This window comes from Pseudorhodoferax soli (genome assembly GCF_003337555.1).
Taxonomy (GTDB): domain Bacteria; phylum Pseudomonadota; class Gammaproteobacteria; order Burkholderiales; family Burkholderiaceae_C; genus Pseudorhodoferax; species Pseudorhodoferax soli.
On record NZ_QPJK01000001.1, the window covers coordinates 1,231,349 to 1,257,034 of the forward strand.

Annotated in this window: 18 protein-coding genes; 9 read left to right on the plus strand and 9 right to left on the minus strand. The window is 63.0% G+C overall.

From position 1 onward, the window contains the following. Position 1 precedes the first annotated feature (1 nt). Both DES41_RS05655 and DES41_RS05660 read right to left on the minus strand, forming a co-directional pair. Complete coding sequence (locus DES41_RS05655) at positions 2 to 2,059, minus strand: GumC family protein (protein WP_114466583.1); 2,058 nt, start codon at positions 2,057 to 2,059, stop codon at positions 2 to 4. Positions 2,060 to 2,138: 79 nt separating this feature from the next. Then, positions 2,139 to 4,064 carry a hypothetical protein gene (locus DES41_RS05660; protein ID WP_114466584.1) on the minus strand — a complete coding sequence of 642 codons (1,926 nt, stop codon included), beginning with the start codon at positions 4,062 to 4,064 and terminating at the stop codon, positions 2,139 to 2,141. 180 nt (positions 4,065 to 4,244) lie between these two features. Here DES41_RS05660 and DES41_RS05665 point away from each other — a divergent pair, with 180 nt between their 5' ends. From DES41_RS05665 to DES41_RS37695, 5 genes are all read left to right on the plus strand, one after another. Then, on the plus strand, positions 4,245 to 5,564 hold the full coding sequence (locus DES41_RS05665) for a UDP-glucose dehydrogenase family protein (protein WP_114466585.1): 1,320 nt from the start codon (positions 4,245 to 4,247) through the stop codon (positions 5,562 to 5,564). 51 nt (positions 5,565 to 5,615) lie between these two features. Next, the gene (locus DES41_RS05670; RefSeq protein WP_114466586.1) at positions 5,616 to 7,094 is read left to right on the plus strand and encodes an MBOAT family O-acyltransferase; all 1,479 of its coding nucleotides are present in this window, start codon (positions 5,616 to 5,618) and stop codon (positions 7,092 to 7,094) included. Beyond that, positions 7,094 to 8,146 (plus strand): hypothetical protein, encoded by a 1,053-nt coding sequence (locus DES41_RS05675; protein WP_114466587.1) that lies wholly within the window; start codon positions 7,094 to 7,096, stop codon positions 8,144 to 8,146. Before DES41_RS05670 ends, DES41_RS05675 begins: the two co-directional genes overlap by 1 nt. A 90-nt stretch (positions 8,147 to 8,236) precedes the next feature. After that, positions 8,237 to 9,148, plus strand: coding sequence for a hypothetical protein (locus DES41_RS05680; protein WP_114466588.1), 912 nt, complete (start codon positions 8,237 to 8,239; stop codon positions 9,146 to 9,148). Positions 9,149 to 9,256: 108 nt separating this feature from the next. Then, positions 9,257 to 11,839 carry an RIFT barrel domain-containing protein gene (locus DES41_RS37695; RefSeq protein ID WP_147282799.1) on the plus strand — a complete coding sequence of 861 codons (2,583 nt, stop codon included), beginning with the start codon at positions 9,257 to 9,259 and terminating at the stop codon, positions 11,837 to 11,839. Positions 11,840 to 11,844: 5 nt separating this feature from the next. On the opposite strand, the gene DES41_RS05685 is transcribed toward DES41_RS37695, so the two are convergent. The 5 genes from DES41_RS05685 to DES41_RS05705 all read right to left on the minus strand — a co-directional run bounded on the left by DES41_RS05685 (position 11,845) and on the right by DES41_RS05705 (position 19,305). Continuing rightward, complete coding sequence (locus DES41_RS05685; protein WP_114466589.1) at positions 11,845 to 13,776, minus strand: acyltransferase family protein; 1,932 nt, start codon at positions 13,774 to 13,776, stop codon at positions 11,845 to 11,847. Further along, a complete protein-coding gene (locus DES41_RS05690; RefSeq protein ID WP_170168101.1) occupies positions 13,773 to 14,894 on the minus strand; it encodes a glycosyltransferase in 1,122 nt (373 codons plus the stop codon). The genes DES41_RS05685 and DES41_RS05690 overlap by 4 nt, the downstream gene beginning before the upstream one ends. Before the next feature lie 53 nt (positions 14,895 to 14,947). Continuing rightward, complete coding sequence (locus tag DES41_RS05695; protein WP_114466591.1) at positions 14,948 to 16,393, minus strand: oligosaccharide flippase family protein; 1,446 nt, start codon at positions 16,391 to 16,393, stop codon at positions 14,948 to 14,950. Positions 16,394 to 16,466: 73 nt separating this feature from the next. Continuing rightward, positions 16,467 to 17,723 carry a pyridoxal-dependent decarboxylase, exosortase A system-associated gene (locus DES41_RS05700; RefSeq protein WP_211332899.1) on the minus strand — a complete coding sequence of 419 codons (1,257 nt, stop codon included), beginning with the start codon at positions 17,721 to 17,723 and terminating at the stop codon, positions 16,467 to 16,469. Further along, positions 17,713 to 19,305 carry an acyl-CoA ligase (AMP-forming), exosortase A system-associated gene (locus DES41_RS05705; protein WP_114466592.1) on the minus strand — a complete coding sequence of 531 codons (1,593 nt, stop codon included), beginning with the start codon at positions 19,303 to 19,305 and terminating at the stop codon, positions 17,713 to 17,715. The genes DES41_RS05700 and DES41_RS05705 overlap by 11 nt, the downstream gene beginning before the upstream one ends. Positions 19,306 to 19,364: 59 nt before the next feature. On the opposite strand from DES41_RS05705, the gene DES41_RS05710 reads away from it, so the two are divergent. From DES41_RS05710 to DES41_RS05720, 3 genes are read left to right on the plus strand one after another with little or no spacing between them, the layout of a single operon-like run. After that, positions 19,365 to 19,622 carry an acyl carrier protein gene (locus DES41_RS05710; RefSeq protein WP_114466593.1) on the plus strand — a complete coding sequence of 86 codons (258 nt, stop codon included), beginning with the start codon at positions 19,365 to 19,367 and terminating at the stop codon, positions 19,620 to 19,622. Continuing rightward, positions 19,619 to 20,482 carry a hydrolase 2, exosortase A system-associated gene (locus tag DES41_RS05715; protein WP_114466594.1) on the plus strand — a complete coding sequence of 288 codons (864 nt, stop codon included), beginning with the start codon at positions 19,619 to 19,621 and terminating at the stop codon, positions 20,480 to 20,482. The genes DES41_RS05710 and DES41_RS05715 overlap by 4 nt, the downstream gene beginning before the upstream one ends. Continuing rightward, entirely contained in the window at positions 20,479 to 21,333 is an 855-nt protein-coding gene (locus tag DES41_RS05720; RefSeq protein WP_114466595.1) for a hydrolase 1, exosortase A system-associated, read from the plus strand. Before DES41_RS05715 ends, DES41_RS05720 begins: the two co-directional genes overlap by 4 nt. 10 nt (positions 21,334 to 21,343) lie before the next feature. Here the strand turns inward: DES41_RS05720 and DES41_RS05725 are convergent, their stop codons facing one another. After that, positions 21,344 to 22,393 carry a GNAT family N-acetyltransferase gene (locus DES41_RS05725; RefSeq protein WP_245965572.1) on the minus strand — a complete coding sequence of 350 codons (1,050 nt, stop codon included), beginning with the start codon at positions 22,391 to 22,393 and terminating at the stop codon, positions 21,344 to 21,346. Between the two features lie 81 nt (positions 22,394 to 22,474). Beyond that, the gene (locus tag DES41_RS05730) at positions 22,475 to 23,386 is read right to left on the minus strand and encodes a polysaccharide pyruvyl transferase family protein (protein WP_114466596.1); all 912 of its coding nucleotides are present in this window, start codon (positions 23,384 to 23,386) and stop codon (positions 22,475 to 22,477) included. A gap of 83 nt (positions 23,387 to 23,469) precedes the next feature. Between DES41_RS05730 and DES41_RS05735 the strand changes: the two genes are divergently transcribed. After that, positions 23,470 to 25,677 carry a glycosyltransferase gene (locus tag DES41_RS05735; protein ID WP_114466597.1) on the plus strand — a complete coding sequence of 736 codons (2,208 nt, stop codon included), beginning with the start codon at positions 23,470 to 23,472 and terminating at the stop codon, positions 25,675 to 25,677. The last annotated feature ends 9 nt before the right edge of the window (positions 25,678 to 25,686 follow it).

Sequence of the window (25,686 nt, forward strand, 5' to 3'; positions counted from 1 at the left end):
TTCAGCCCAGCGCCGCCACGGCCGGCATCAAGGGTTCGATCTCGGCCAGCGGCCGGCGTTCACCGGGCGGCGCCAATGGCCCCAGGGCATTGAGTTGCTCGGACGACAGCCGGCCGACCAGGCGGCCGAGGTCGCCGAACCGCAGGCCCTGGCGCACCAGGAAGGCCACATAGGTGTGGCGCAAGCTTTCGGGCGTCACCGACTGGGGCTGCTCCAGGCCCGCGTCGAAAGCGCTGGATGTCACGATGCTCGCGACATCCGCCGCCGCCAGCGCCTGGCCGGATGCGGACAGCAAGGGCTGTTGCGGTGCCGCACCGGCGCCCGCACTGGCGACCAGCAGGGCCTGCAGTGGCGCCGACAGGGCCAGGACCCGGGGTACATCGCCTGGCACCGCCAGCCGGCCCGCGGCGGCGTCCAGGTCGCCCACGCGCAAGGCGCCCGCCTCCTCGGCCGACAGCCCGCAGAGCAGGCACGCCAGCAAGGGAAGGTGCTCGGGCGCCGTGGCGGCCAGCAGTTGCCCGACCTCGTACTGCTCCAGTTCGCGCGGCAGGGCCTGTGCCAGCAGCGGGGTGGCCATGGCACGGGGCGGCACGCTCTGCTGGTGCTCCACGGCCGGCATCGCCGGCGCTGCGCCGAGCGCGGGCCCGACGGGATGGGTCTGCATCCAGGGTTGCGGCACGATGACCGTGGACGGCCCTGGCGCCACGGGCTCGGTGCGGTTGAAGAACTCGACGAACCACACGGCGAGGAAGCCCAGCAGCAATGCAGTGCCCACCGAGATCGCGGCATCGCGCGTGTAGAGCGGACGCCAGGCCGTCTCTGGCACTGCGGCCGGCTCCACGACCAGCAGGCGCGGCTTGCGCTCCCGGGCCGTGGCCTCCAGTGCCAGCAGGCGCTGGCGCGCGCCCTGGCGCACCTGCTCCAGGCCTTTGAGGTCGTCCTTCATGGCCTCGAACTCGGAAAAGCGGCGTGTGAAGCTCTGCGCCTTCTGCCGGTCTTCACCGAACTGCTGCTGCAGGCGCTGCGCCGTGGCCTTGGCGCCGGCCAGTTCCTCCCGCGCCTCGGCCAACGCGCTCTGCACGCCCTTGCGCCGCTCGCCCTCGAGCTGCTGCTGCAGGTCGGCAATGCGGTTGCGGGCAGACCGGGCGCTGGGGTCCATGTCCAGGTACTGCGGCGTGAACTGGCGCTCCATCGCCTTGTAGTCCTCGCGCAGTTGGGACAGCCGCGCCTCGATGGTGGCGACGGTGGGGTTGTCCTTAGCCGAGGGCGCGCGCCGCCCCTGGGCCACCGCCTCTTCCAGCGCACGCACACGGCCTTCGGCCGCCGCGGCGCGCTCGTCGTTCTTGGCGACGGCATCGCCCAGGCCCTTGAGCCGCGCCAGCGTCTGGTTCTCGCTGCGTTCGGCCGACACGATGGCCGAATTGACGCGGAACGTTTCCACCTCGCGCTGGCGCGCCCGCACGCGCTCGTCCATCTCGCGCGCTGTCTCGCGGGCCTGCGCCAGTTGCTGCTGGACCGCGCTGTCGCCCTGGGCGGCCTGCTCGTCGCGGTAGACCTCGACCAGGGTGTTGACCAGACGCGCGACGCCCTGCCGGTCGGGCCCGCGCGCTTCGATGCGCACGATGTTCGTGCCGTCCACGGCGCGCAGGCTCAGCATGTCCTGCAATTGCTGCACGCGCTCGTCCAGTGCGGCGCCCTGCAGCTGGCCCCCGGCCAGGCGCTGGGCCACCTTCTCAAGGACCGGCCGGCTGCCCAGGTTCTGCAGTTCGGTCAGGAAATCCTGCGACGCGTCGCGCGGAGCCGAAGCCGCGATCGACGCGCCCAGCGCCGAAGGTGTCAACTGCACGCGCGCATTGGCCAGGTAGACCGCCGGCCGCATGTAGGTGTAGGCCAGGCCGGCGATGGCCGACAGCAGGAACACGCTGAAAAACACCAGCACGCGCCGGCGCATGGCCGCACTGCGGCGCGCAGGCATCGCATCGATCAACGGTGCGCCGGCCGCGTAGGCCTGGAAGGCGGGCGCGTGCAGGCGGCGGGCGGTGTCGTCGTCAAAGGGCACGGAATACCTCACGGACAGTGCAGCTGCGCAGCCATCGCCGCGGCCCTGTGCAGGGCGCGGCCAGCGGGCTGGGCCGCCACTATACGTGGGCAGGCGGGCCGGTCGCCGCAGCCGCCGGCGGCAGATGCAGGGAGACGAACAGCAGCAGCAGGAACAGGAATGCCACCCGCGGCATGTCCATGATGCTGCTCACCAGGCCCAGCGCGCAGGCCCCTGCCAGCCCCGCCGCTAGGTAGGGCGCCAGCGGCTGGCCACGCGCCGCGCCGAACGACAGCCGCCACAGTGCCCAGGCCACGAGCGCGGCGAACACCAGCAAGGCCAGGGCACCACGTTCGATCAGCCACTCCAGGTAGAGGTTGTCGATGTGCCACGGCAGGAAGTAGCCGTCGACCGCCGGGAACCACTGCGCCAGCCCTTGTTCGAAGCCGGCGTTGCGCAGCGCGACCGGCTGCGCACCGGCCACGAGGGACAGGTTGTCCACATCCACCGCGCCGCCCGGCCGTGTCACTGCCAGCTCCAGGCTCACGCGCCGCAGCGCCCAGGCTGCGCCGGCCTCGAACGGCGGCCCGACCAAGCCCAATTCCACATGCTGCCAGGCGCCGCTGGCACCACTGCGCACGGTCAGATGGCGGGTCTGGCAGTCGCCTTCGTAGATCAGGTGCCGCACGCACACCAGGATGCGCAGCCGCGTCGGCTGCGCCACCCGCACGTCCAACCCGACGCGGTAGCGCGCGCCGGGCACCAGCGTGACCTGCTGCGTGAGCGCATAGCGGCCGGCAAGTTGCTGGCGTGTTGGCGGGCCGTACAGGCGCAGGAACTGTCCGCCCGGACGCTCCGGGTCGGCCAGTGCCACGGCAGCGCCGGGGAACTCGCCCGCTCGGTCGATGTCGGCGTAGTGCTCTGGCAAGCGGCCCAGGCCGATTCCGGCCAACCAGGCAGACGGCGTCTGCAGAACCGACACCCCCCGCATCCAGTGCGACAAGCGGCTGCCGAAATCCTCCTTGGTATCGCCCAGGCGGTCGAACAGGAAACTGCTGGCCAGCGCCATCAGCAACACCTGGGCGACCAGAAGAACCCGCAGCAGGGCATTGGCACGCCGGCGCCATGGCGGCCCCGCATCGGCCAGAGCGCCGCGCGGCTGCCTGTGCAACAGCAGGCCCACGACTGCCAGGCCGCCAGCGACCGCACCGTAGACGCCGCGCGCAAACGTGGTCAGGCAGACATAGGCCAGCACCAGCGCCAGCAACGCAGCGGCGGCCCACGCCAGGGGGCGCCGCGCGGAGACCACGGCCCAGACCGCGAACGGGACCGCCAGTGCCAGGTAGCCGTCGATGGCGGCGCCGCCCACGTGCATCTCCCAGAACAGGCCCGCGGTCCGGTAATCCGAGGCGAAATTGAGCAGGCCCGGCAGCGCCGCACGTTCCCAGAGCACCCCCAGCGCGAACGCGCCCAGCCCGCAGACCAGGCCGGTGGCCAGCCCGCGCTGTACCGACACGGCCGAGCGCTGCAAGGCATCGCGCAGCAAAGGCACGGCCAGCAATGCATAGGCCAGCGACTTGCCGACGCGCAGGCTGTTCTCAAAGGATGTGTAGGGGCCGGACGCGTGCGGCGGCAACCGCTGCAGATCGGCCCACGCCACCCACAGCCCGGCCAGCAGCGACAAGCCGAGCGCGAGCAGGAGCGCATCGTGCCAGGGCCAGCGGGCTGGCGCTGACGCCGGCGGACCCTGCATGGCCAGGCGTGCGTGGCCGGCGGCGAGCGCCGCGAGGATCAGCAGATCGGTCTCGTCGGCGGCGATCCAACCCGTCCAGGGGGCCAGGCTCAGCCACGGCATGCCTGCGGGCACGACGACGAGCCACAGCCGCGGCCACTGCCAGGCCGCGCCGAGCCAGAGCAGGCACAAGGCGCACGCCAGGACCGGCGCCAGCGGATGCCGACCGGCCAGCCACAGGGCCAGCGCACCACAGGCCAGCGCCGCCAGGGCATTCGCCCCGCGCCGGGCCATCCACCGCACATCGCCACGCCGGTCCGCGGCCGCAGCAGGAACTGCATCAAACTTTGCGGACAAATTGGGCCCGGAATGGAAAGAGTGGTTGCTGCGCCGCAACATTGCAGCGTCTGCTCGTTAAGATCGCGACTTTGCCGCCATGGGGGCGGCATTGTCCTCGCCCAATCTCTGCACACCATGAAAATCACCGTCGTTGGAACTGGCTATGTCGGCCTCGTGAGTGGAACCTGCCTGGCCGAAGTCGGCAACGACGTGCTCTGCCTGGACGTGGACCCGGAGAAAATCCGCATCCTGGAAGAAGGCGGCATTCCAATCTACGAGCCGGGCCTGCAAGAGATGGTGCGCCGCAATGTGGCGGCCGGCCGCCTGCACTTCACCACCAGCATCGAGAAGGCCGTGGACCACGGCACCATCCAGTTCATCGCCGTCGGCACGCCGCCCGATGAGGATGGCTCGGCCGACATGAAGTACGTGCTGGCTGCCGCACGCAACATCGGACGGCTGATGACAGACTACAAGATCGTCGTCGACAAGAGCACCGTGCCGGTGGGCACGGCCGACCTGGTGCGCGCCACCGTGCAGGAGGAACTGCAAAAGCGCGGTGCCCAGGTGCCCTTCAGCGTGGTCTCCAACCCCGAGTTCCTCAAGGAAGGCGCGGCGGTCGAGGACTTCATGCGGCCGGACCGCATCGTCGTGGGCGCCGAGGACGAGCAGGCCATCCTGCTCATGAAGGCCTTGTACGCCCCGTTCCAGCGCAACCACGAGCGCCTGATCGTCACCGACGTGAAGAGCGCCGAGCTGACCAAGTACGCCGCCAACGCCATGCTGGCCACGCGCATCAGCTTCATGAACGAGTTGGCGAACCTGGCAGAGAAGCTGGGTGCCGACATCGAGATGGTGCGCCAGGGCATCGGTTCGGACCCGCGCATCGGCTACCACTTCCTGTATCCGGGGTGTGGCTATGGCGGCTCCTGTTTCCCCAAGGACGTCAAGGCGCTGATCAAGACCGCCGCGGACAAGGCGGGCATCGACCTCAAGGTGCTCAGCGCCGTGGAGGAGGCCAACGACCTGCAGAAGCACGTGCTGACCGGCAAGATCAAGACGTACTTCGGCGACCTGAGCGGCAAGCACTTCGGGGTCTGGGGCCTGGCCTTCAAGCCCAACACCGACGACATGCGCGATGCCCCCAGCCGCACGCTGATCGCCGATCTGCTGGCCGCCGGCGCCACCGTGACGGCTTACGACCCGGTGGCCATCCACGAGGCCAAGCGCATCTTTGGCGACAAGGATGGCCTGCGCTATGGCGACAGCCCCGCGGCCTGCCTGGAGGGCGCCGATGCGCTGGTGATCGTGACGGAGTGGAAGGAATTCCGCAGCCCCGACTTCGACGTCATCAAGGCCAAGCTCAGGGCTCCGGTGATCTTCGACGGGCGCAACCTGTACGACCCCAAGTTCGTGCGCGCGGCCGGGCTCACGTATCTGCCGATCGGGCGCTGAAGGGCATCGCGACAATCAGCAGGCAGTACTCCGCGTGCTGCCTGGCCTGCCATGCTATTCACCACCGCGACGTTCAGTTTCCTGTACCTGCCGATCGTTCTGATCGGCTTTTTTGCGTTGGGCAGGCACACGCCCGCGCTCGCGGCGCTCTGGCTGTTCATTGCGTCCGTGTTCTTCTACGGCTACTGGATGCCGGAGTTCACGCTGCTGTTGCTGGGTTCGATCGGCGTCAATTTCTTCACTGGCCAGCGCATCGCGACCCGCCAAGGGCCTGCGCGGAGCACCTGGCTGGTCGTGGGCATCGTTCTGAACCTGGCTACCCTGGCGTACTTCAAATACGCCAACTTCTTCATCGACAACCTTGAAGCACTGCTGGGCGCGGACTTTCAGGTAGCGCGCATCATCCTGCCGATCGGCATCTCGTTCTATACCTTTACCCAAATCGCCTACCTAGTGGATACATGGCAAGGCAAGGTCCGGGAAGCGCGGCCCGTGCACTATGGCCTCTTCGTCACCTTCTTCCCCCACCTGATCGCGGGCCCGGTGCTGCACCACGCGCAGATGATGCCGCAATTCACCAATCCAGCCGTCTACCGCTTCAACGCCGCCCACTGTACTGCTGGCCTAGCGATCTTCTGTATTGGCCTATTCAAGAAGATCGTGCTGGCGGACGGCATTGCTCCTTATGCCGATGCAGTCTTCGCTCCGGTCGACGCCGGTGCGCACCCGGACATGGTTGAAGCTTGGATCGGCGCCCTCGCGTACACGTTCCAGCTGTACTTCGACTTCTCTGGTTATTCCGATATGGCCATCGGCCTGTCTTGGATGTTCAACATCCGACTGCCCTTCAATTTCGATTCGCCCTACAAGGCACTGAACATCAGCGACTTTTGGCGCCGCTGGCACATTTCGCTTTCAACCTTTCTCCGGGATTACCTTTACGTTCCGTTGGGCGGCAACCGTAAGGGCCGTGTGCGGCGTTACCTGAACCTGGGTGTCACCATGGTGCTGGGCGGCCTCTGGCACGGGGCCAGTTGGTCCTTCGTGCTGTGGGGAGCCATGCATGGCGTCTACCTCATGCTCAACCACGCGTTCCGCGCGCTGACCGAGAAGCTCGGATGGCGAGCCGCATTGGACGCCAGCGTGGCGTTCCGGTTGTTGGCGTGGTTGCTCACCTTCCTGTCCGTGGTGGCGGCCTGGGTACTGTTCCGGGCCGAGACGCTGCAAGGCGCGTCGCGCATGCTGCAGTCCATGGCAGGATGGATTCCCCAGGGCACCGATCCCGGCCTGCTGTGGTGGAACGCGGGTCTCCAGCCATGGGTGGCCATCGGCTGGTGCGCGGTACTGGGTGCGGCAGCCGTTTTCCTGAGCAACAGCAACCAGATCGGGGAACGACTGCTCGTCAGCATGCAAGCGCGGCCGACCTGGCGTGCGCCCTTGGCGGGTGCTGCACTGGCCAGCGCCGTGGCCCTCATCGTCGTGAACACCACGCGCAGTTCGTCCAGCGCATTTATCTATTTCAATTTCTGATGCGCCGCGCACCGCTCATGTTCCTCGGTGGCATTGCCGCCGCCGCAGTCTGCGCGGAGATCGTGCTGCGCGGGCTGCCCGTGTCCACGGCCACGATGACGGGCTACTACCACGATCCCGACATCCTGGCCTATCCGGCATACCACACGTGGACCATGGCCACGGGCTGGGATCTGCGCAACCCGCACACGCTGCGGGCAAACAACTGGGGCTTCGCGGCAGGGCATGAGTTTTCTCCCGATCCCCATGCAGTCGCACTGATCGGCGACAGCTATGTCGAGGCCTCCATGCTTGCGCCGCGTGACCGCCCGGCCACTCAGTTGGAAGCCTTGCTCGAGGGGCACCGCAAGGTCTACGCCATGGGGACGCCCGGAACCGCGATGCTCGACTACGCACAGCGCATCCGCTTTGCCAGCGAACGCTTCCAGATCCGTGATTTCGTCGTGCTGATGGAAGGTGCGGACGCCCGCCAGTCGCTGTGCGGTAGCGGCAACGTCGTGAGCCGATGCCTCGACCCGTCGACGCTCGAGCCGCGGATAGCGCGGCACCCGAGCTCTTCCGCCTGGACCGACCTGGCCCGGCATTCGGCGCTTGCGCAGTACCTCATGAGCCAGTTGCGTTTCAAGCCAGCGGCGGTGGTCAAGGCGATGTTTACCCGCAAACCGCCGGAAGAATCCAACGCCGCGGCCGGCAAGGCCACCCCGCCCTCACCTGACCCAGAGCAGCTTGCACAGACGCAAGCCATGGTCGATGCCGTCGTCCAGCAATTCTTTGCCGCCGTACCGCGGGCGCAGATCCGCCAGCTCGTCTTTCTTGTCGACGGCCGCCGCACGAGTCAAGCAGCACCCCGGCCACTGGCAGAGCTCGAGCGCGCGCATCTGATCCTGCGCCTGCGCGAACAGGGCGCGACCGTGCATGACCTAGAGCCGCTCTATGCAGCGCACGCGGCCAGGTCGCAGCGTTCCCTCTCGGTTGGCCCATACGACGGCCACCTCAACCCCATGGGACTGCACTTGGCTATGGCAGCCGCTGCGCAGTCTCTGGCGCGCTGATGGCAGCCTTGGCGAGCCGTTACGATGCAGCTTTGGCGTGCAAGCCGATGCCTTGAACACTGCGCCACGCACACATCAACCAAGATACGCATGCCGACACTCAAAGCCATTCGCGAGCGCTGTGCCAGAACCTACTACAAAGCGCTCTACATGCAGCAGGCCAAGGCCGTGTTGCGCACAGCGCCAGTGCTGCCTGGCAGCTTACCGCTGACAACGCTGTCGATGGTCCATACGCGTGACGTCCTCCCTTACCTTGTCGCGTTCAAGTCGTTCCACCGTCAGGCCGCCGGGCAGCGCGCCGTCGTGGTGTGCGACCCCAGCATCACGGCGTCCGATCGGGCCACACTGCTTGCGCACATCCCCCACCTGGAACTGCGCGACGCCGCGGAGTTCACACACCAATCCATTCCGCGGGGCGGCACCTGGGAACGCTTGTTCGCCATCTCCGAGTACGCCACGCAGCAGTTCACCGTACAACTGGACGCCGACACACTGGCCACCGGGCCGCTGCCGGAAGTCTGCGACAGCATTTTGGCCAATCGCCCTTTCGTGATCGGCGAGGTGCTGGCACAACGCATCGATCCGTTGGCAGGGTTTGCGGCCACGGCGCGCACCTGGACCAGCGGCCACGTGCAAGCCTTGGCAGAGGCGTCGCTGGACGGCATCGGCCTGCCGCCTGAGACGCTGTATGTCCGAGGTTGCTCCGGTTTCACCGGGTTCCGTACCGGTGCAGACATGCGCGGCTGCCTTCTCGACTTTTCCGAAAGAATGCGCAGCAAGCTGGGTGACCGCTGGCGTGACTGGGGCACGGAGCAAGTCACCTCCAACTTCGTGGTGGCGAACCAAGCGGATGCGCGCGTGCTGCCGTTTCCGAAATACGCTTCGGCCCATCAGACAGATGCCGATTCCGTGTTCTTCCACTTCATCGGCTCAGTGCGCTTTCGCAACCGCCGCTACGAGCGTGAGACCGCCGCATTCCTGCGCAGCGTAGCGATAGGCTGAAACTAGCGGGGGTGAACCGCGGCAGCGTGCCGCACACCAAGCATCGTGTTTCCCAGCTGGAGCGCTCCCAGCGGTCCGCGGGCGCTCTGCCCTTTCTGGAGGTGTGAAATGGTGATCGATTCCCTGGTTCTGGCACTGGTTTGCTGCGCGGCCGTCGGCATTGGCCTCCTGCTGGCTATTGCAAGGTCGCGCCGTCCGCCCCCCTCAAGGCCGGCGGGCGGCCGGCGCGGTTTGATGCTGTGGCTGCTCGTGCCAGGCTGGCTCGGCCGCGCCGTAGCCGCCTCCGACTCGACGAAGGCCGCGACGCCAATCGGCAAGCGTCTGTGCGTGGTGCGGGTCCACAACAAGCATACCGACCGACGGCAGGGCGCGCACTTCGTGACACCCATGTTCGGACAGGCCTTCAGACAGGGCGACATGCCCGCAGGCGAGCGCCCACATTTCACACTGGCTGATGGTACGGAGTGCCCGGCCACGCTTTGGGGTATCACCAGTTGGCCCGACGGCTCTATGAAGTTTTGCGCAGTCATGGTGCGGATTCCCCACTCCATACCGGCGGGCAGCGTGCTGGAGATTGACGTCCGCGCTGGCGGCTCTGTCGCTAAGCCGAGCCCCCGCACGCTGGAGGACTTCGCGCCGGCCGACCTGTCGGTCGTGCTGGACGGCATCACCGCACTGGACGGAACATGGCGTGCATCACTGAACGACGGAGCGCGCGCGCGCCGGGACGTGGTTCCGATTGCCAATGGACCGGCAGGCGCTATCTGGCGGGTCGGCTCGGAGTTTCGCAACCAAGCCGGTAGCCCCCACGGCCAACTTTACTGTTGGCACTACGTGGCTGCGCTGAATGGAGCGGAGAACGAATTGTTGGGACTACGCTACCTGGGCCGCGTCGCCCAGCCTTGGACCGACGTTGCACAACCCAAGGCGCAGCATCGTGAGTTCAGCGCTGAGCTACGCACCGGCACGCGGGTATTACGCCGCTTGCGCGGGCATGTTGCGGTAGAAATGCCGGGCGATGCAATCCGACTGCCGCACTACGCCTCATTCTTTACGGCCGGACCTGACGCACGTTGGGATACGTTACACGCTAACGGCAATCCGGAGACGGAACAACGGCTTCGCACTTCGCTCGATGCCGCCTACTACATTGCGAGCGGACTGGTGCCGCCATACGATCTCTCAGCCGAAATTGCCGAGGGGGAGGTCACCGACTACGTGCCAATGGGGCGGGGTACTGTCACCCGTGCTATGGGAACTACAGGCGAACGCGCCGACATTGGACTATTGCCCGAGTGGAATGTGCGCCACCTCATTACCCAATCGGATGCTCACGAACGTATCGCCCGCGTAAACGGCTTGACAGTGGCCGGTCTGCGCCTGACCTTCCGCAAACGCGAAACGTTGCAACCCGTGCCCTGTGTTGACATCCGGACCAGGTACGAAGGCCTGGGACGAATCGAGCCCAGTTGGCGCGGCTACATCTACATGAGCGGCATGACTGTTCCGTCGCCCAATGAATCCCTGTGGCGCGAAGACACCGCTCACCGCCCAGGTTGCACCTATTGGCCATATCTGTTCACCGGCGAACCGCAGTACCTTGATTTGTTGACGGAGCACGCATTCGCACACATCTTGGAACTCAACCAAGGCAATGAGACTGTGTGGGGGACGACCTTTCCTCGCCCCGAGGTACTTGAAGGCAAATGGGGCGGAGAGCGTGGCATACGCGTTGGCGTGAATGGAACTCTGCACAAGGGGAGCGGCGTGCTGCTTTACGGCATTGGGGGCACGCGCATGGCTGCTTGGCGGTCGCGAGACGTAGCGCAGGCGGCAGCGCTGGCTCCAGACAGCCCGCCTGATGGTGCGGCAGTACGTTTGTATCTGCGCGACGTCATGGATTCCTCCTATGCAGCATTCCGGGACTACATGTCCAAAGTTCCTGCAAGCTATCGCGACTCCGGGCTCTTCATTCAAGGGAAAGGCAACGGGGCTCCGTGGCAGATTGCCTACATGTCCTGGTCTGTCTGCCACCAAGCAGACATTCTCCCCACAGCGAACTCAAAGCATGTTCGCGAGCATCTGAGCCGCTTTTGGTCTTCCTTTTCCAAGATCGCCGATATGGCTTGCTTGGCGGCTTACGTATGCACATACAAAGACGCTGACGACATGCTGATACAGAGTTCTTCCCAGCTACTCGGCAGCCTTAGATGTCAGCTCACGTTCGATGCAAAGACATCCCGCGTATCGATTTCAGAAGGCAAACAAAAAACCAATGGCGACTGGAGAGCTCAAAATGGCGACGTGTTCGGCTTTACAGAAAAGAGGAGCCCGGAAATCGCCCCTCTTCTGAACGGCCGATCGGAAGGGCGTTTCTATGCCGTCAATTGCCAACAACAAACCTTTCAACTCGCAACCACGCCATCGGGAAAACCTCTTGCATTTCCCAAGGACCTAACGGTAACCGACTTCTTTGCTCGACTTCGAAGCTTCGCCCCAAACCTTGCGTTTGATGCACCGAATAGCCCATCAGGCTATTCAGCCAATCTACGAGGCGCAGTTGCATATCACAAGGCATGTGGAGACGACGTTGAAATCGCCTACCAAAGCCTTCACAAGATCGTTCGCGAGCAGCACGTGAAATTCTTCAATCGCCCCAAATATCTGACAAAAGATTCTCGAATCTCGTGAGCTTTTCAAAAACCCGGCAAATCAAACCGCACTACTTCCGTCGCTATCACTCGCGCCCCGGCAACGGATGGATGGTCATCGTCGAAATAAAAAGCTTGTCCGTCATCTGCGGCAACGCACCTCAGAGCGTCGCAAAATAGCGCAGTCGGATCAACTATTTTGACAGCCGCAGGTATATCAGAGAGATGCTCCCGAACATAGCGGGTTCGCAAATCCCACCATTCACGAGAGATACCTGAAACAACAGCCAACGGCTCCCTCGACCGCATAATCATTTCATCGATTCTCTTGGGAAGTTCAGGCGCCTGTAACACCAGCACCACATTCTTCCCGTGGTCCAGGAACACCTGAAGAGCCGCGACATACGACTTCCACCGGAGTGCGCGCTCCGACTCACCCACGGCATCAGGAATCGCAGGATAGATGCCCTCGTGATCCCCAAATAGTGCGGCGTGAATCCGATAACTCACAACCACATTCGTTATCTCCTGCTGAGATGCAATGTAGTCAACAGCCTGTTTTGTCCAGACGCTGCAGTGCACCAATTCGCCAGTCAGTGAACGTCCGAGCGCAGGGACGCAGCCGCTAAATGAGAAATGGGCAATCGCCAAGTCCTTCGCTCTCAACGCGTCCGCCAGTGCATACGCTAGCTCAACAGCGTGGCTGTCTCCAAAAACCGCCGTCTGAGCCAAGCCCCCGTGGTACTTGCATGCATCTCCCACCGGGCCGAAGTCCGCGCCCTCCGCATGGCATTTCTTACGCATCGGGCTTGACGCCGCCGTTGCCAATACTTTCCGGTGCTCATCAGTGAGCTTGAGACGCTCAAACCCTCCCGACAAATGCCCGGCAAAACCGAAAACGAAAAACAGGACGAACCCCGCCCCAGCAAACTTGAAGATGCCAGAACTCTGTACAAAGCTTTTGCTTCGGAACGGCACTTCAACAAATCGCCAGGTTGCCCAAGCCAGCAAAATCGTCGCAAAGCACAGAAAAAGCATCACAGTGACATGTGGTTCTCCAGTACCGGCATAGCGGGTGAGCGAAAAAATCGGCACATGCCAAAGATACGCACTGTAGCTAACGAGCCCTACCCAGACAACTGGCTTAGCACACAACACTGAACCAACCAGCGTGTGGCGGTCGGCAAATAAAATAATCAGAAGAGTCCCGCACACGGGCACTAGCGCCCACCCCCCCGGAAACGGCGTGGTTCGTCGAAATAGCGTAACCGCCCCAAGTAGTAATAACATTCCGACCATCGTCAGCACCTCCCGGCCCCAACGAGACGAGAAGGCTTCGCGCCATTTATGCGCAGTCAGTGCGGCAAGCGCCCCGCCCAAAAGCTCCCATGCGCGAAACGGCAATAAGAAAAAAGCCCCCATCGGATCACGAAGAAGCCAGTACTGCGCCAACAAAAGGCTCCCCAATGCCGCTGCTGCAAGACAATAAACAAGAGACCGACGGCTTACCGACCAGAAGAACGCCAGAATCAACGGAAAAAAAATATAAAACTGCTCCTCCACTCCCAAGCTCCACGTATGGAGCAATGCGTTGTACTCCGCCGCCCTCGAAAAATAGTCACTCTTAAGCCAGAAAAGCACATTGGACACCGAAAAGACGATTGCCACCAATCCTTGGGAAAAGTCTTTTAGATCTCGCGGAGAAAGTAGCCACCAAGCGAGCGGCGCCGATGCCGCAAGGACAAGAAAAAGGGCTGGCAATATACGGCGTGCACGTCGCTCATAGAAGGCGATCAGATTGAAGCGCCCTTCCGCCAGCTCCGTCATGATTATGCTCGTGATGAGGTAGCCGCTAATGACAAAGAAAATGTCGACACCCACGAACCCGCCGGCCATAAAATCGAAGCCCGCGTGAAACAGTATGACTGGCAAAACGGCGACAGCGCGCAAACCGTCTATTTCAGGACGGTAGTTCAAAGGAAAGACCTCCCCCGCATATAGCGACTCTGCCGCAGCCTGTCTTCAATCACCTTTGCAATATCTTCCGCCTGCCGAGAAATCGAGAACCTCTCATTGGCTCGCTGTCTGCCCGCGTCTCCATGCCGCCTTGCCATTTCGGGATTTCGCAAATATGCTGCGATGGCCAAGCGAAAACCTTCTTCATCCTCGATGCCGACAAGCGCCCCGGTTTCTCCATCACAGATTGTCTCGCTCGGTCCAGCCGCGCGACAAGCAACTACCGGAAGTGCGCATGCCATCGCCTCGACAACCGCCAACCCAAAGCTCTCGCGTTCAGCAGCGTGCACCATGAGGAACGCGGACTGGTAATACTCAAGAAGGTCAGACTTCCGACCGGCGAAGACAAACCTCTCTTTGAGTTGCAAATCGTTTGCTAGCCCAACCCACGTAGCCAGCATAGGGCCATCACCGACATAAACAAACGAAACGTCGGCGAACTCAGGCTGCAAGAAAACAGCCGCTGCGGCACGAATGACCCACTCGATACGCTTCTCCGCGCGTGCCTGCCCAACACAAATGATCTGGCGGCCCGGAGCTTTGCTGATATTTTGCAGAGATGGCTTGTAATAGTTGCAATCAACACCGTTGGGTACGACAGCTAGGTGGCTTGACGGAATCTTCGCATGTCGTCGCAGCCATTCCCCCTGAGACTCCGCATTTGCGATATGGAGGTCATGTATTCCGCGCTTTGCGACAGTACGCACCAGAAATTTTACGCCCTGCACCAGAAGCGAATCCGTCTTGGAGCGATCAAAACTGTCGTTCTCCGTATTGACTGTCATGACCCCAACGGCCCGGAGAAACGCCATATCGAGCGTACTTGGCAACGCACTCATATAAACGATAGCAACGACGCCCCTTTCCTTGATGAAGCGCGCTAGCTTCTGTTTGTGCAGATCTCCCGAGCCATAGCAGTCAAGCTCAACAGGTGTCATGTTCCTAAAGACATGTGCAGAGCGACCCGTAAGCACCGGAAATGCGATAAAACAGTTGAACTGCTTAAGATGGGATGCGACAAGGTCACGCGTCAGCGCTATTGTTTTCCAAACAAACCCTTGATCGTCAGGGTATCGCATACAAAACAATATTGCTGGGCTTGATGAATCAGCCATTCCGTTAAGCGTCCTTATTATTTCCACGGCACGATCCGCTTGAGGATCAGTCCAATCTCGCCAGCCAGCGGATGCGAAAGAATTTTCAAACAGACCAACCAAACAATCAGACACAGTGGCCCAGCCATCAATATTCTTAACAATGGTTGAGTTACCGCCATCCGATCAGCCACGTACAACATCAATATGCAAGACACCCCGCAGACCACTGCAGCCACAGCACTAGGCATCAATGTGCGTACGTAGTCTACAAGCCCGCAACCAAAATATCGCTTCTGCATAAGAACCCACACGGGCAAAGTGACAACGCTCGCCCACATAAGCACCCACGCAAACGATACAAGATCACCCGTGTAGAAAACCAAGGCCAACCCAATACGTGCCGCAGCGGTTATAAGCAAAGGAACCGCGGACAAGTAGGGACGACCGATCGCATTGAACGCGGCAGAATTGTAGTGAAATATGAGACCAATTGCTGCGGCAATAGACAAAGGCGCAATTGCAGGAACCGCATCAATCCACGCGGACCCATACAAAGTCGTCACAATTTCCGAACCCAAAATAGCTGTTGCCGTAAGAATGGGCCAACCGATTCCTGTAATTAAAGATGCGGAACGATTTAGCATTGGAGCCAACGGTTGCTTCTCGTGATACGCTTTAGCCAGATACGCTTGAGATCCGAAGTTTATTGCGGAGCCAGCAACATACAGGAATATGTTCACCGTGGAGTTTGCCCGACTGACCAATCCCACTTGCTGAGCGCCGCCCAGCTTTCCGAGCAACAGATCAGGTAAGGCCAAATTGAAATTCTTAATCAAATTTGCCAGCAAGGCGCCGCCGCCGAATTTTGCGACTTCGCGCGAGTTTTTTAGGCTAGGCCTCCAAGGCAGATCGCGCGGACGCATCGGCAGATACGCCAGTCCTGTTGCCAAAATATTGGCCAGATTCGCCCACGCCAAGCTCATTGTCCCAAAGCCGGAGTATGCAAGTCCGAGACATGTCGTGGCATAGGCCAATGTTCCACAGCCCGTAGCCCATGCAATCTTGGTAGCATCGTAGTTTCGAACCAGCAACGCGAGCACGATCGAACTGAAAGGAATAAAAAGAAAACTTAGTGCAAGGACCTGCATGACTGGTTGAACAGTTGGATAGCCGTAGTAGTCTGCTACGTATCCACTCGAACAGAAAATCAGTGCCGCGATGAACCATGTTGTGGTGTATGCCACCCCCATTGCAGATCTGATTTTTTCACGCGTCAGGTCCTTTTCTCGCTGCAAATATGCGCTGACTCCGAACTCTCGAAATACATGGGCGATGTTGACGAGTACGATCGTGATTGAGTAAACGCCTACTTCCTCAGGCGTCAGTAATCGCGCGAGAACGATGGAAACGGCGAACTGGACCACGGTCGCACCAGACGACGAGGCAAAGTTAATCAACAGCGCTTTGCGGAAGCTACCCATAAATTTGATGAGGATGATCGGAGCACGATTGATATCGGCTCGACATTATCGAGGCCGCGTTGCCGAAGCGGATCTAGACCAGCACTTCGGCGGAAGGTGGATGGCTCAGAAATTGCTGGGGACTCGCCGTAATCCCATATGCTCCGGACTGGAAGACGACGACCAGCTCGCCTACAGACACGTCAGCAAGAGGCGCTTGCTCCGCCAATTTATCAAGGGGCGTGCATAAAGGGCCGGTCACAGTGGTCAGACCATTTGGGGCCGCGGTCATCTGACACCCGAGCCCCACTGGATAATTTCTTCGCACAACTTGGCCAAAGTTGCCGCTAGCCGCCAGATGGTGGTGCATACCGCCGTCAGTGACAACGAACCTTTCACCTCGCGAGGTCTTGCTGTCAATGACACGACAGACATAAATACCCGCTTCCCCCACCAGAAAACGTCCAAGCTCCAAGACCAGTGCTGCCTCAGGCAACTCTCGCGCCGCTCGCTCTACCAGCGCGGCCAAGTTGTCGCCAATCGGTGCCAGATCCAATCGCCTCTCGCCTGGAAAATAAGGTATTCCGAATCCCCCCCCCAGGTTCACCGTCAGGATGGGCGTCGGTGCCTCGGCGGCCAAGCGCACGGCCAGCGCGTACGACAGCCGTTGCGCCTCACAGATCGCTTCGGCCCTGAGGTTCTGCGAGCCCGCGAACAGATGGAAGCCTTCGAACCGCAGGCCTGCCGCAGCGATGTCGCGCATCAGCGCGGGAACGGCCTCGGCGTCGACGCCGAAGGGCTTCGGGCCGCCCCCCATCTTCATGCCGGAGCCCTTGAGCTCGAAGTCGGGATTCACGCGCACTGCCACCCGCGCGGGAAGACCGAGTTCTTCCGAGGCCGCAGCCAATGGCCGGAGTTCGCGTGCCGATTCCAGGTTCACCAAGATGCCAGCCGCCACGGCCTGCCGAAGTTCCGCGTCGCGCTTGCCGGGTCCCGCAAAGCTGATCTCCTGGGGGTTAGCGCCCGCATCAAGCGCCACCTGCAACTCGCCTGCAGAGGCAACGTCGATCCCATCGACAAGGGTCGCCATGAAGCAGACCAGCGCCGGCATGGGGTTGGCCTTCATCGCGTAGTGCAACTTCACCGCCGCAGGCAGGGCCGACCGCAGCTCGGCCACGCGAGAGCGAAGGAGCCCGCGGTCGTATGCATAGAACGGCGTCTGCCCCACCCTGGCGGCCAAGCGCGTGAGTGGCATGCCACCCACGACCAGTTCGCCTGAGCGGACTGCAAACTGCGACATCTCCGCATGCTGGAGCAGCGGCCGCACCGGCGCATGGCGTTCAGCGGTCATGGTGCTGCTCCGACGAGGCCGCAAGCAGCTTGCGGTCGATCTTCCCATTGGGATTCCGCGGCAATGGCCCCTCCCTGACGTTGAGGTGCGCAGGCACCATGTAGGCTGGCATGCGCGCGCGGCAGATGGCCAATAGCTTCTCCGCGTCGAGCACGCCGTCGGAGGCGGGCGTGACAACGACATGGACCACCTGTCCCAGCGCAGGGTGCGCGATGCCGAACGCAGCGCATTCGCCCACGAGCCCGGTCTCGTACAGCAGTTCCTCGACTTCCGTCGGACTGATGCGGTAACCCGACGACTTGATCATCTCGTCGCGCCGACCGATGAAGTACAAGAAGCCTTCACTGTCCATGCGCACGGTGTCGCCGGAGAACACAGCGGTTTCGGGCAGCGGCAGGCCCGATGCCATGGCAGGCAGCATCCGGAAACGCTCGGCCGTTCGCTCCGGATCGTTCCAGTAACCCATGCTGACGAGTGCGCCGCGGTGCACCAGTTCGCCGGGTTCGTCCGGAGCGCAGCGTGTCCCGTCCTCTCGCAGCACCAGGACCTCCGCATTCGGGATGGCCTTGCCGATGGAATCGGGCCGCCGGTCCACCTCGTGCGGTGGCAGATAGGTCGATCGAAAAGCCTCCGTCAATCCATACATCAGAAATGGGCGGGCTTGCGGTACCCGCCTGCGCAGCGCGGCGAGGGTCTCGCGTGGCAGATGGCCGCCGGTGTTGGCGAAGTAGCGCAAGTGCTGACCGATGGCCGGCGGCCACTCGAGCGACGCCAACTGGATGTACAGCGGAGGAACCGCCGTGAGGCCGGTCACGCGCTCTCGCTCCATGCTGCGCAGCACATCGCGGGGCAGCAGGTAGTTGAGCAACACCACGCAGGCACCGCTATGGAAGCCCGTCGTCAGTTGGCTGAAGCCTGCGTCGAAGGACAGCGGCAGCGCAGCCAGCAGGGTATCGCCGGGATGGTTCTCGAGATAGGACGACACGCTGGTCGCACCGGCCACGAGATTGCGGTGCGACAGCACCACACCCTTGGGCAAGCCGGTGCTGCCGGATGTGTACAGGATGGCGGCCATGTCGGTGTCGATCACACGGTGCGCTCGCCCCGCCGGAGCCCCCGCAAGGGCACGCCAGGTGTGCAGCGCCACACCCTCGTGGCGCAGATCCGGTATGGCATCTGAGGGGTCCGTCAATACCACGTGCTTCAATGTTCCACAGCCATGCAGCAACGGGGCGATCAGCGCCAGGCGCTGGCATGACGTCACAAGCACCTTCGCGCCACTGTCGGCCAGGACATGCACAACCTGCCTCGGCTTGAGCACAGGGTTCAGCGGGACAAACACCCCGCCCGCTGCGGCGGCCCCAAAGCACGTGACGACCATTTCGGGCGACTTCTCGAGCCAGACAGCGACGCGGTCGGCGCGGTCGACGCCCAGCCCCAGCAGTCCGTCCCGGTGGGCCGTCACGGCTGCCTGCAAGGCCTCATAGGCGATGGCGCAGCCATCGCTGCGCAGCGCATCGGCATGGGGCCAGCGCTCGGCGGACTGCGCCAACAGGTCCGGCAGCAGCGTGGGGGTGGGCATCGAAAAAGTATCGCATGCCCCCACCTAGAATGGCCCTCCCTCTTCTTCCCGCTGTCACGATGTCTGTATTGCCCGACGTGCTGCATGTGCTGGACGAAGCCCTGGGCCTTGCAGGCCGCAGCGCGGACTTCGATGCCACTACGCCTTTGCTCGGCGCCCTGCCCGAACTCGACTCGATGGCGGTCGTGTCGCTGATTGCCGCACTGGAGCAGCATTTCGGCGTGATGCTGCCCGACGACGAACTCGACGGCAGCGTGTTTGCGTCGGTCGGCTCGCTGGCTGCGTTCGTCGACGACGTGCTGCAGCGCGACGCATGACGCTGCGCGGTCCCGAGGCCTTCTTTCTGCCGGGCCTCCACGGCCCACGCTATTGCCTCTTCCACCCTGCGCACGGCGTGCCTCGCGGGCTTGTCCTGCATGTGCATCCCTTCGCAGAGGAGCTGAACAAGACGCGGCGCATGGCGGCGCTGCAGGCGCGCGCCATTGCAGGCGCTGGGTTTGCAGTGCTGCAGATCGACTTGCTGGGCTGTGGCGACAGTGCGGGCGACTTCTGCGATGCCCGCTGGGACACGTGGATCCAGGACCTGCTGCAAGCCTGTGGCTGGCTCACCGACGCCGACCCGAGGCATGCTGCGCTCCCCTTGTGGCTTTGGGGCGTGCGCGCTGGCAGCTTGCTTGCTGCAGATGCCGTCCGTGCGCTGGACCGCCCCTGCCATCTGCTGCTGTGGCAACCGGCCTTTGCCGACGGCGCAGCGCAGTTGCAGCAATTCCTGCGGTTGCGGCTGGCAGCCGACATGCTGGCGGCGCCGGACGCTGCGGGCCGAAGCAACGGCGCAATGGAGGCATTGCGTCAGCAGTTGGCGCAGGGAAAGACACTGCAGATTGCAGGCTACGCGCTCCACCCGGCACTGGCTGCAGGCCTCAAGGCAAGCCGGCTCTTCCCGCCCCCGCTGCGTGAGAACGATCGCCGGCTGGTCTGGCTGGAGACGACGACAGCGACCCCGCCATCGCTGAGCCCTTTGGGCACCAGGACGCTCGAACTCTGGAGGCAAGCCGGCTGGCAAACGTATGGCGAGGCGGTGCATGGTCCTGCGTTCTGGCAGTCCGCAGAGATGGAGGAAGCGCCCTTGTTGTTGAGCGCGACGACCACTGCGTTGTCGGCAGTGCCCATCCCATGATCCCCGCGCTCCCGTTTCGGGAATCGGCCCTGTCGTTCAGCTGTGCTGGCGAGACGCTGCAAGGCGTCCTTGCCACGCCCGCCGATGCGCCTGTCCACGGTCTGGGGGTGCTCATCGTGGTCGGGGGGCCGCAGGTGCGCGCCGGCAGCCACCGGCAATTCGTGGCGCTGGGGCGTCGGCTGGCAACGCAGGGCCATGCCACGCTGCGCTTCGACGTACGTGGCATGGGCGACAGCACGGGCATGCCACGCAGCTTTGAGGACCTGCACGACGACATCGGCGCGGGCATCGAGGCCCTGCTGGCGACGCCTGGCGTCGATCGTGTTGTCCTATGGGGCCTTTGCGACGGCGCGTCGGCCTGCCTGCTGTATGTCGATGCGGCACCCGACGCCCGCGTCGCAGGGTTGGCGCTGTTGAACCCCTGGGTCCGTTCGGAGCAGAGCTTGGCGCAAACGCGCGTCAAGCACTACTACCGTCAGCGCCTGTTCCAGCGCGGCTTCTGGAGCAAGCTGCTGCGCGGGGGGGTCGGCCTGCGGGCCATGCGGGATCTCATGCGCAACCTGAGCCGCCAGCGCCGACAGCCACAGGCGACGCAGCGCAGTTTCCAACAGCGCATGGCCTGTGGGTGGCAAGGCTTTGGCGGCGGCATGCTGGTCCTTCTGAGCGACACCGACTGGACTGCCCGCGAATTCGAAGAGCAATACCGCAACGATGAGGCATGGGCCAAGGCGCGCGGGCGACACGGCGCGGTCTGGCGCCACATCACCGACGCTGACCACACCTTGTCGCAGGCACCGGCCCGCATGGCGGCCGAGGAAGCGACGCTCGCGTGGCTGCGCCACCTGGTCTGATGGGTACCCGCTAACGCCGCGGCGGGAACCGCAAACGACGCAATGCCTTGCCACCGAAATGGCGCGCCGCTGCCAGCAATCCGGGCAGGCGCGTTGGATGGAAGGCGATCAGACCGATGCGCTCGCGCCGATGGCTCATCCAGTCCTTCTTGTATGCGTCGTCGCCGGTCAAATAATCCACTTCGCGCACGCCGTCCACGTCCATGACATGTGCCATCAACGCTGCCGTCAACACTGACCCTGGCGAGAAGCGCTCGAATCCTCCGACGTAGGCCAGCTTGTAGATGTTGGCCTTTCCACCATGGACCAGCCAGGCCTGGGCGGCGACAGGCTCACCCTGCACACGCAGCACACCCAGGCGCAGCCAGCCCTGTGCTGCCGCCATCCGAATCAATCCTGGCATGAACGTGGGGCGCGGCTCCGGGGCCTTCCAACTGCGCTGGTAGACGCTCTCGAAGGCCGCGATCTCGCCCTCCAGCCCCGGGCCAGCATCGGCCTGTATGCGGAGCACATGGCCCGCCCGCTGAAGCCGTCGACGGCCACGCTCGATGCTGTGGCGCAGCGGGGACGGCCGCTCTCGCAGATAGTCGGAGAAACAGGCATGCGCCACCGGCAGGTACCAGTTCCCAAAGCAGAAGTAGCGATCCACCCGGTAACCCGCAGCGCACAGGGCTTCCGCCATGAATGCCACCCAAGGCGCTTCGGCATCGAGCGGCTGAAGATCGATGACGGCACCAGAGGAATGACGGCGCAGTGCCTGGCCCAGCGATAGCCAAGCCGCAGAAGCAGTGACCTCGCCGACTGGCCCGAACAAGCTGCTGTAGTAGTTGCTCAGGCCGCGAACCCCGCCTTTCGACACGGACAGCGCCAGCGCGAAGGGGGGTCCCTGCGAGCCGGACGCCATTCCGACAAGCCAGCAGCGAGGCTCCGCCTCGAAACCGTGCTGCGCCAGATGCTGTAGCCACTCGACAGTCTGGAAAACCTCTGCAGTCGAGGCTTGCTCAGTGGCAAAAGGCAGCAGGAATTCGCGCATCTGGGCGAAATCGGCCAGGATCTCCATCCGCGGCCCATCTGTCGGCGGCCCGGTCCGCGCAGGTTCGGCCGAAGGCCGTATCACCGCCGTCCGCACCGACAGCAACTGTCAGGCGACATATCTGCTCGCCGCAAACTCATCCATCGTCGCAAGAATGCGCCGTCTGGCTTCGTGATGGGCGTGGTCCGGACTCAGTACGACCGCAGCCCTGTCGCGACAATCCGCCAAACGCTCGAGCAAAGGGCCCATTGAACTGTTCGCATTGTTGTCGGGCAGCGGCGGTGTCCAGTTCGACGCGTTCATGCCCATCCGAATGAGTTTCTTCTTCAAGTCACTCTTGAAAACCTCATTGCGACTTCGAAACTGCTCGACGTCCCAGACTTCCGGCAATATTTCTGGTTGGTAATTCAAAGCCAGAGATTCCGCCCAATCCTGCCACTTGAAATCCAGAATGTGAGAATATGCCTTGACGGGAACCCAAGGTATCCGCAGCGCATCGGCAACGATGGCGCCATGCATAGCCTCCGCAATGACAAACTTGCTGCGGCACATCTTGAACATGGTCTCATGGATATCATCTGCCGGATCGAGATAAACCAACCCGAGCTTTTTGCATATCCCACGCCAGTCGGCTCGCCAAATGCTGTCATGGTGAGGCATGTAGCAAATGGACGATGCCTGCTGAGGCCGCCGGTCAAGCAAATCGGCAACCAAAATCGCCGGATCTGTGATGGCCTTGTCGATGGGCAGATTCATTCGGGCCGCCGTTCTGGGGCCGCGCACGAACACGAAATTCCAACTATCGTTAAGGGGCGCAGCACCGTGGTATCCAGCCCCCGAGCCGCACACCCAAATCCTGCCGTTGCGGGGTGCTCGGTCATTGATCAGCGTTCCGATGCCAAGCAAATGGTCCGGTGCTTGATCAGCGAATATCTCGGGATACAAGGAGTACCAGATCCAGGGATTTAGATCGTCTCCAAAATTACCTCGCCCATCCCGATAGTAAAACAGCTTCAGCAATTATTCCTCGCAAATGGTCATAACGAACATCGACATGCAGCCTCAGCTGCGCATGCTATCCTCGCCCGCGCAAAGGGAAGAAAATGCATTTCGGTGACTTGGCGCTCAAGATTCTTGCACAGGAAAAACTGTCGGTCCTGCTGTTTCACGCGGTACCGAGCACGACCACGGAGCTGGTCAATGACCTGACGCTTGCGTCTTTCGAACGGGTGATCGACTACGTCAGCGAGCACTTTACCGTGGTGCCGTTGGACGAGGCCGCCGCGGCCTTGAAGACGGGGCGCCTGCCTCGCAGAGCCGCCTGCATCACGTTCGACGACGGCTATGACAGTTGGCTGAGCGGTGCCGTGCCGCTGCTGCGCCAGCGCAACCTCCACGCGACGTTCTTCATCACGACTGGCCAATTCGACAATGAGCGCATGTGGCATGAGCGCGTCGCCCACGCCTTGGCCAACCACGCAGGGCCCGTGCTCGATCTGCCTGGCTTCGGCCTGCCGCAGGTGCCACTGGGACAACTTCAGGAAAGGCGTCGTGCATTGAGCATGGTTGAGCAGTTGCTCAAATACCAGCCGCTCCATGTGCGCGACAAGCTTCTGCATGCGCTGGAGGCCTCCGCCGGAACACGGCAGGACCAGCTTTGCCGCATGACCGTCGAGCAGTTGCGTGATCTGCATGCCCAGGGCTTTGGCGTGGGTGCCCACACGGTGCGACACCCCATTCTTTCCCTTTGCGACGACGACGACGCGATGCACGAGATCGGCGGGGCGCGCGAAGTGCTAGAGCATCTCCTGCGCGCGCCGGTCAAGGCGTTCGCCTATCCCAACGGCCGTCCCGGCGTGGATTTCCGGTCCGAACATGTGCGCATGGTTCAGGCAGCCGGTTATACCCACGCGGTGACCACCGAAGGCGGTGCGGCCAACCGGCAAACTTCCGTGTTCGAGATTCCCAGGTTCACACCCTGGGGCCCTTCGGACGTGCAGATGGGCGTCCAGATGGCGCGCAATCTGATGGCGAAGTCTCGCCGCGTGATGGTGGCGTCGAGCGGCACACCCGCTCCGGACAAAAAAGCGACGGACGGCCGCGACCAGCGGCCGCTGGTTGCCTTCGTGGAAAACGGGGCGGGATTCGGCGGCGCCGTGGTTGCACTCCAGACGCTGCTGAGCAACTCCCATGCAACCGGGTACCGCTACCACGTCGTGACCAACATGCCGGTCGGCGATTTCACGCAGACAGCCGAGGAATCGGTGGTGATCCCGGACCGTGCGGTCGATTACCGTGCCATGGCACGCCGGGTCCGCGCTCGTCTGGGCGCAGGCTTGCTTGCCAGAGGCGTGTTGTTCGCGCTCGGACGGGCCGACGACCTCACCAACCGACTTCCGTACTTCCTGCGGCTGGTGGCGCACCTGCTGAAGGTGCGACCTGCGATCGTTCACGGCAACAACGATCCCAGTGCCAATCGAGAGGCCATGATGGCCGCACGGCTGCTTGGCATTCCCTACATCCAGCATGTGCGCGGATCGGTGAGCGACAGCCTCGCATTGCCGATGATGCGCAACGGGCCGGCCACCTTCATTCCGGTGTCGAGGTGGCTGACTGGAGAGTTGCTGCGCAGCGGAGTTCCAGCCGAACGGATACGGCAGATCTACGATGGGATCGATCTCGCGGCGCAAGCATCGGAGACAACGCCGGATCTGCGCACCGAACTCGACCTTCCCGAAGACACCATCCTCATTGCAATGGTGGGCATGCTGGTGGCGTGGAAGGGACAGGACCTGTTCCTCGACGCTCTGGCTGCCCTCCAGCCCTCCGCCAAGGCCCGGGTCATCGCACTGGTCGTGGGAGACACGCCGGAGCGCGGCGACGCCAGCTATGCACGCGGGCTGCACGCGCGAGCAGAAGAGTTGGGACTGAGCGATCGGGTCCGGTTTCTGGGGCGTCGCAACGACTTGCAGTCCCTGTTGCCGCAGATCAACATCTCTGTCTCGGCGTCAACCTCGCCCGAACCGCTTGGCCTGGTGATGCTGGAAGCACTCGCGCACGGCTGCCTGTTCGTCGGACCGGCGTTCGGTGCCGCCTGCGAAGTGACCGAAGACGGGACGACCGGTTTTCTGTTCAAGCCCGGGTCGGCCGCTTCTCTTGCAGCCAAACTGGAACTGGCCATCGAACGGGCAGCCTCACCGCGTGCGGGGGCGCAGCAAGATGGACGTGATCTGATCGATCGCCAGTTCTCGGGGGCACGCTGCGCGCGAAGCACCTCATGGGTCCACCAGCATCTTCTCGACGCCCGGTGAGTGGCGCCC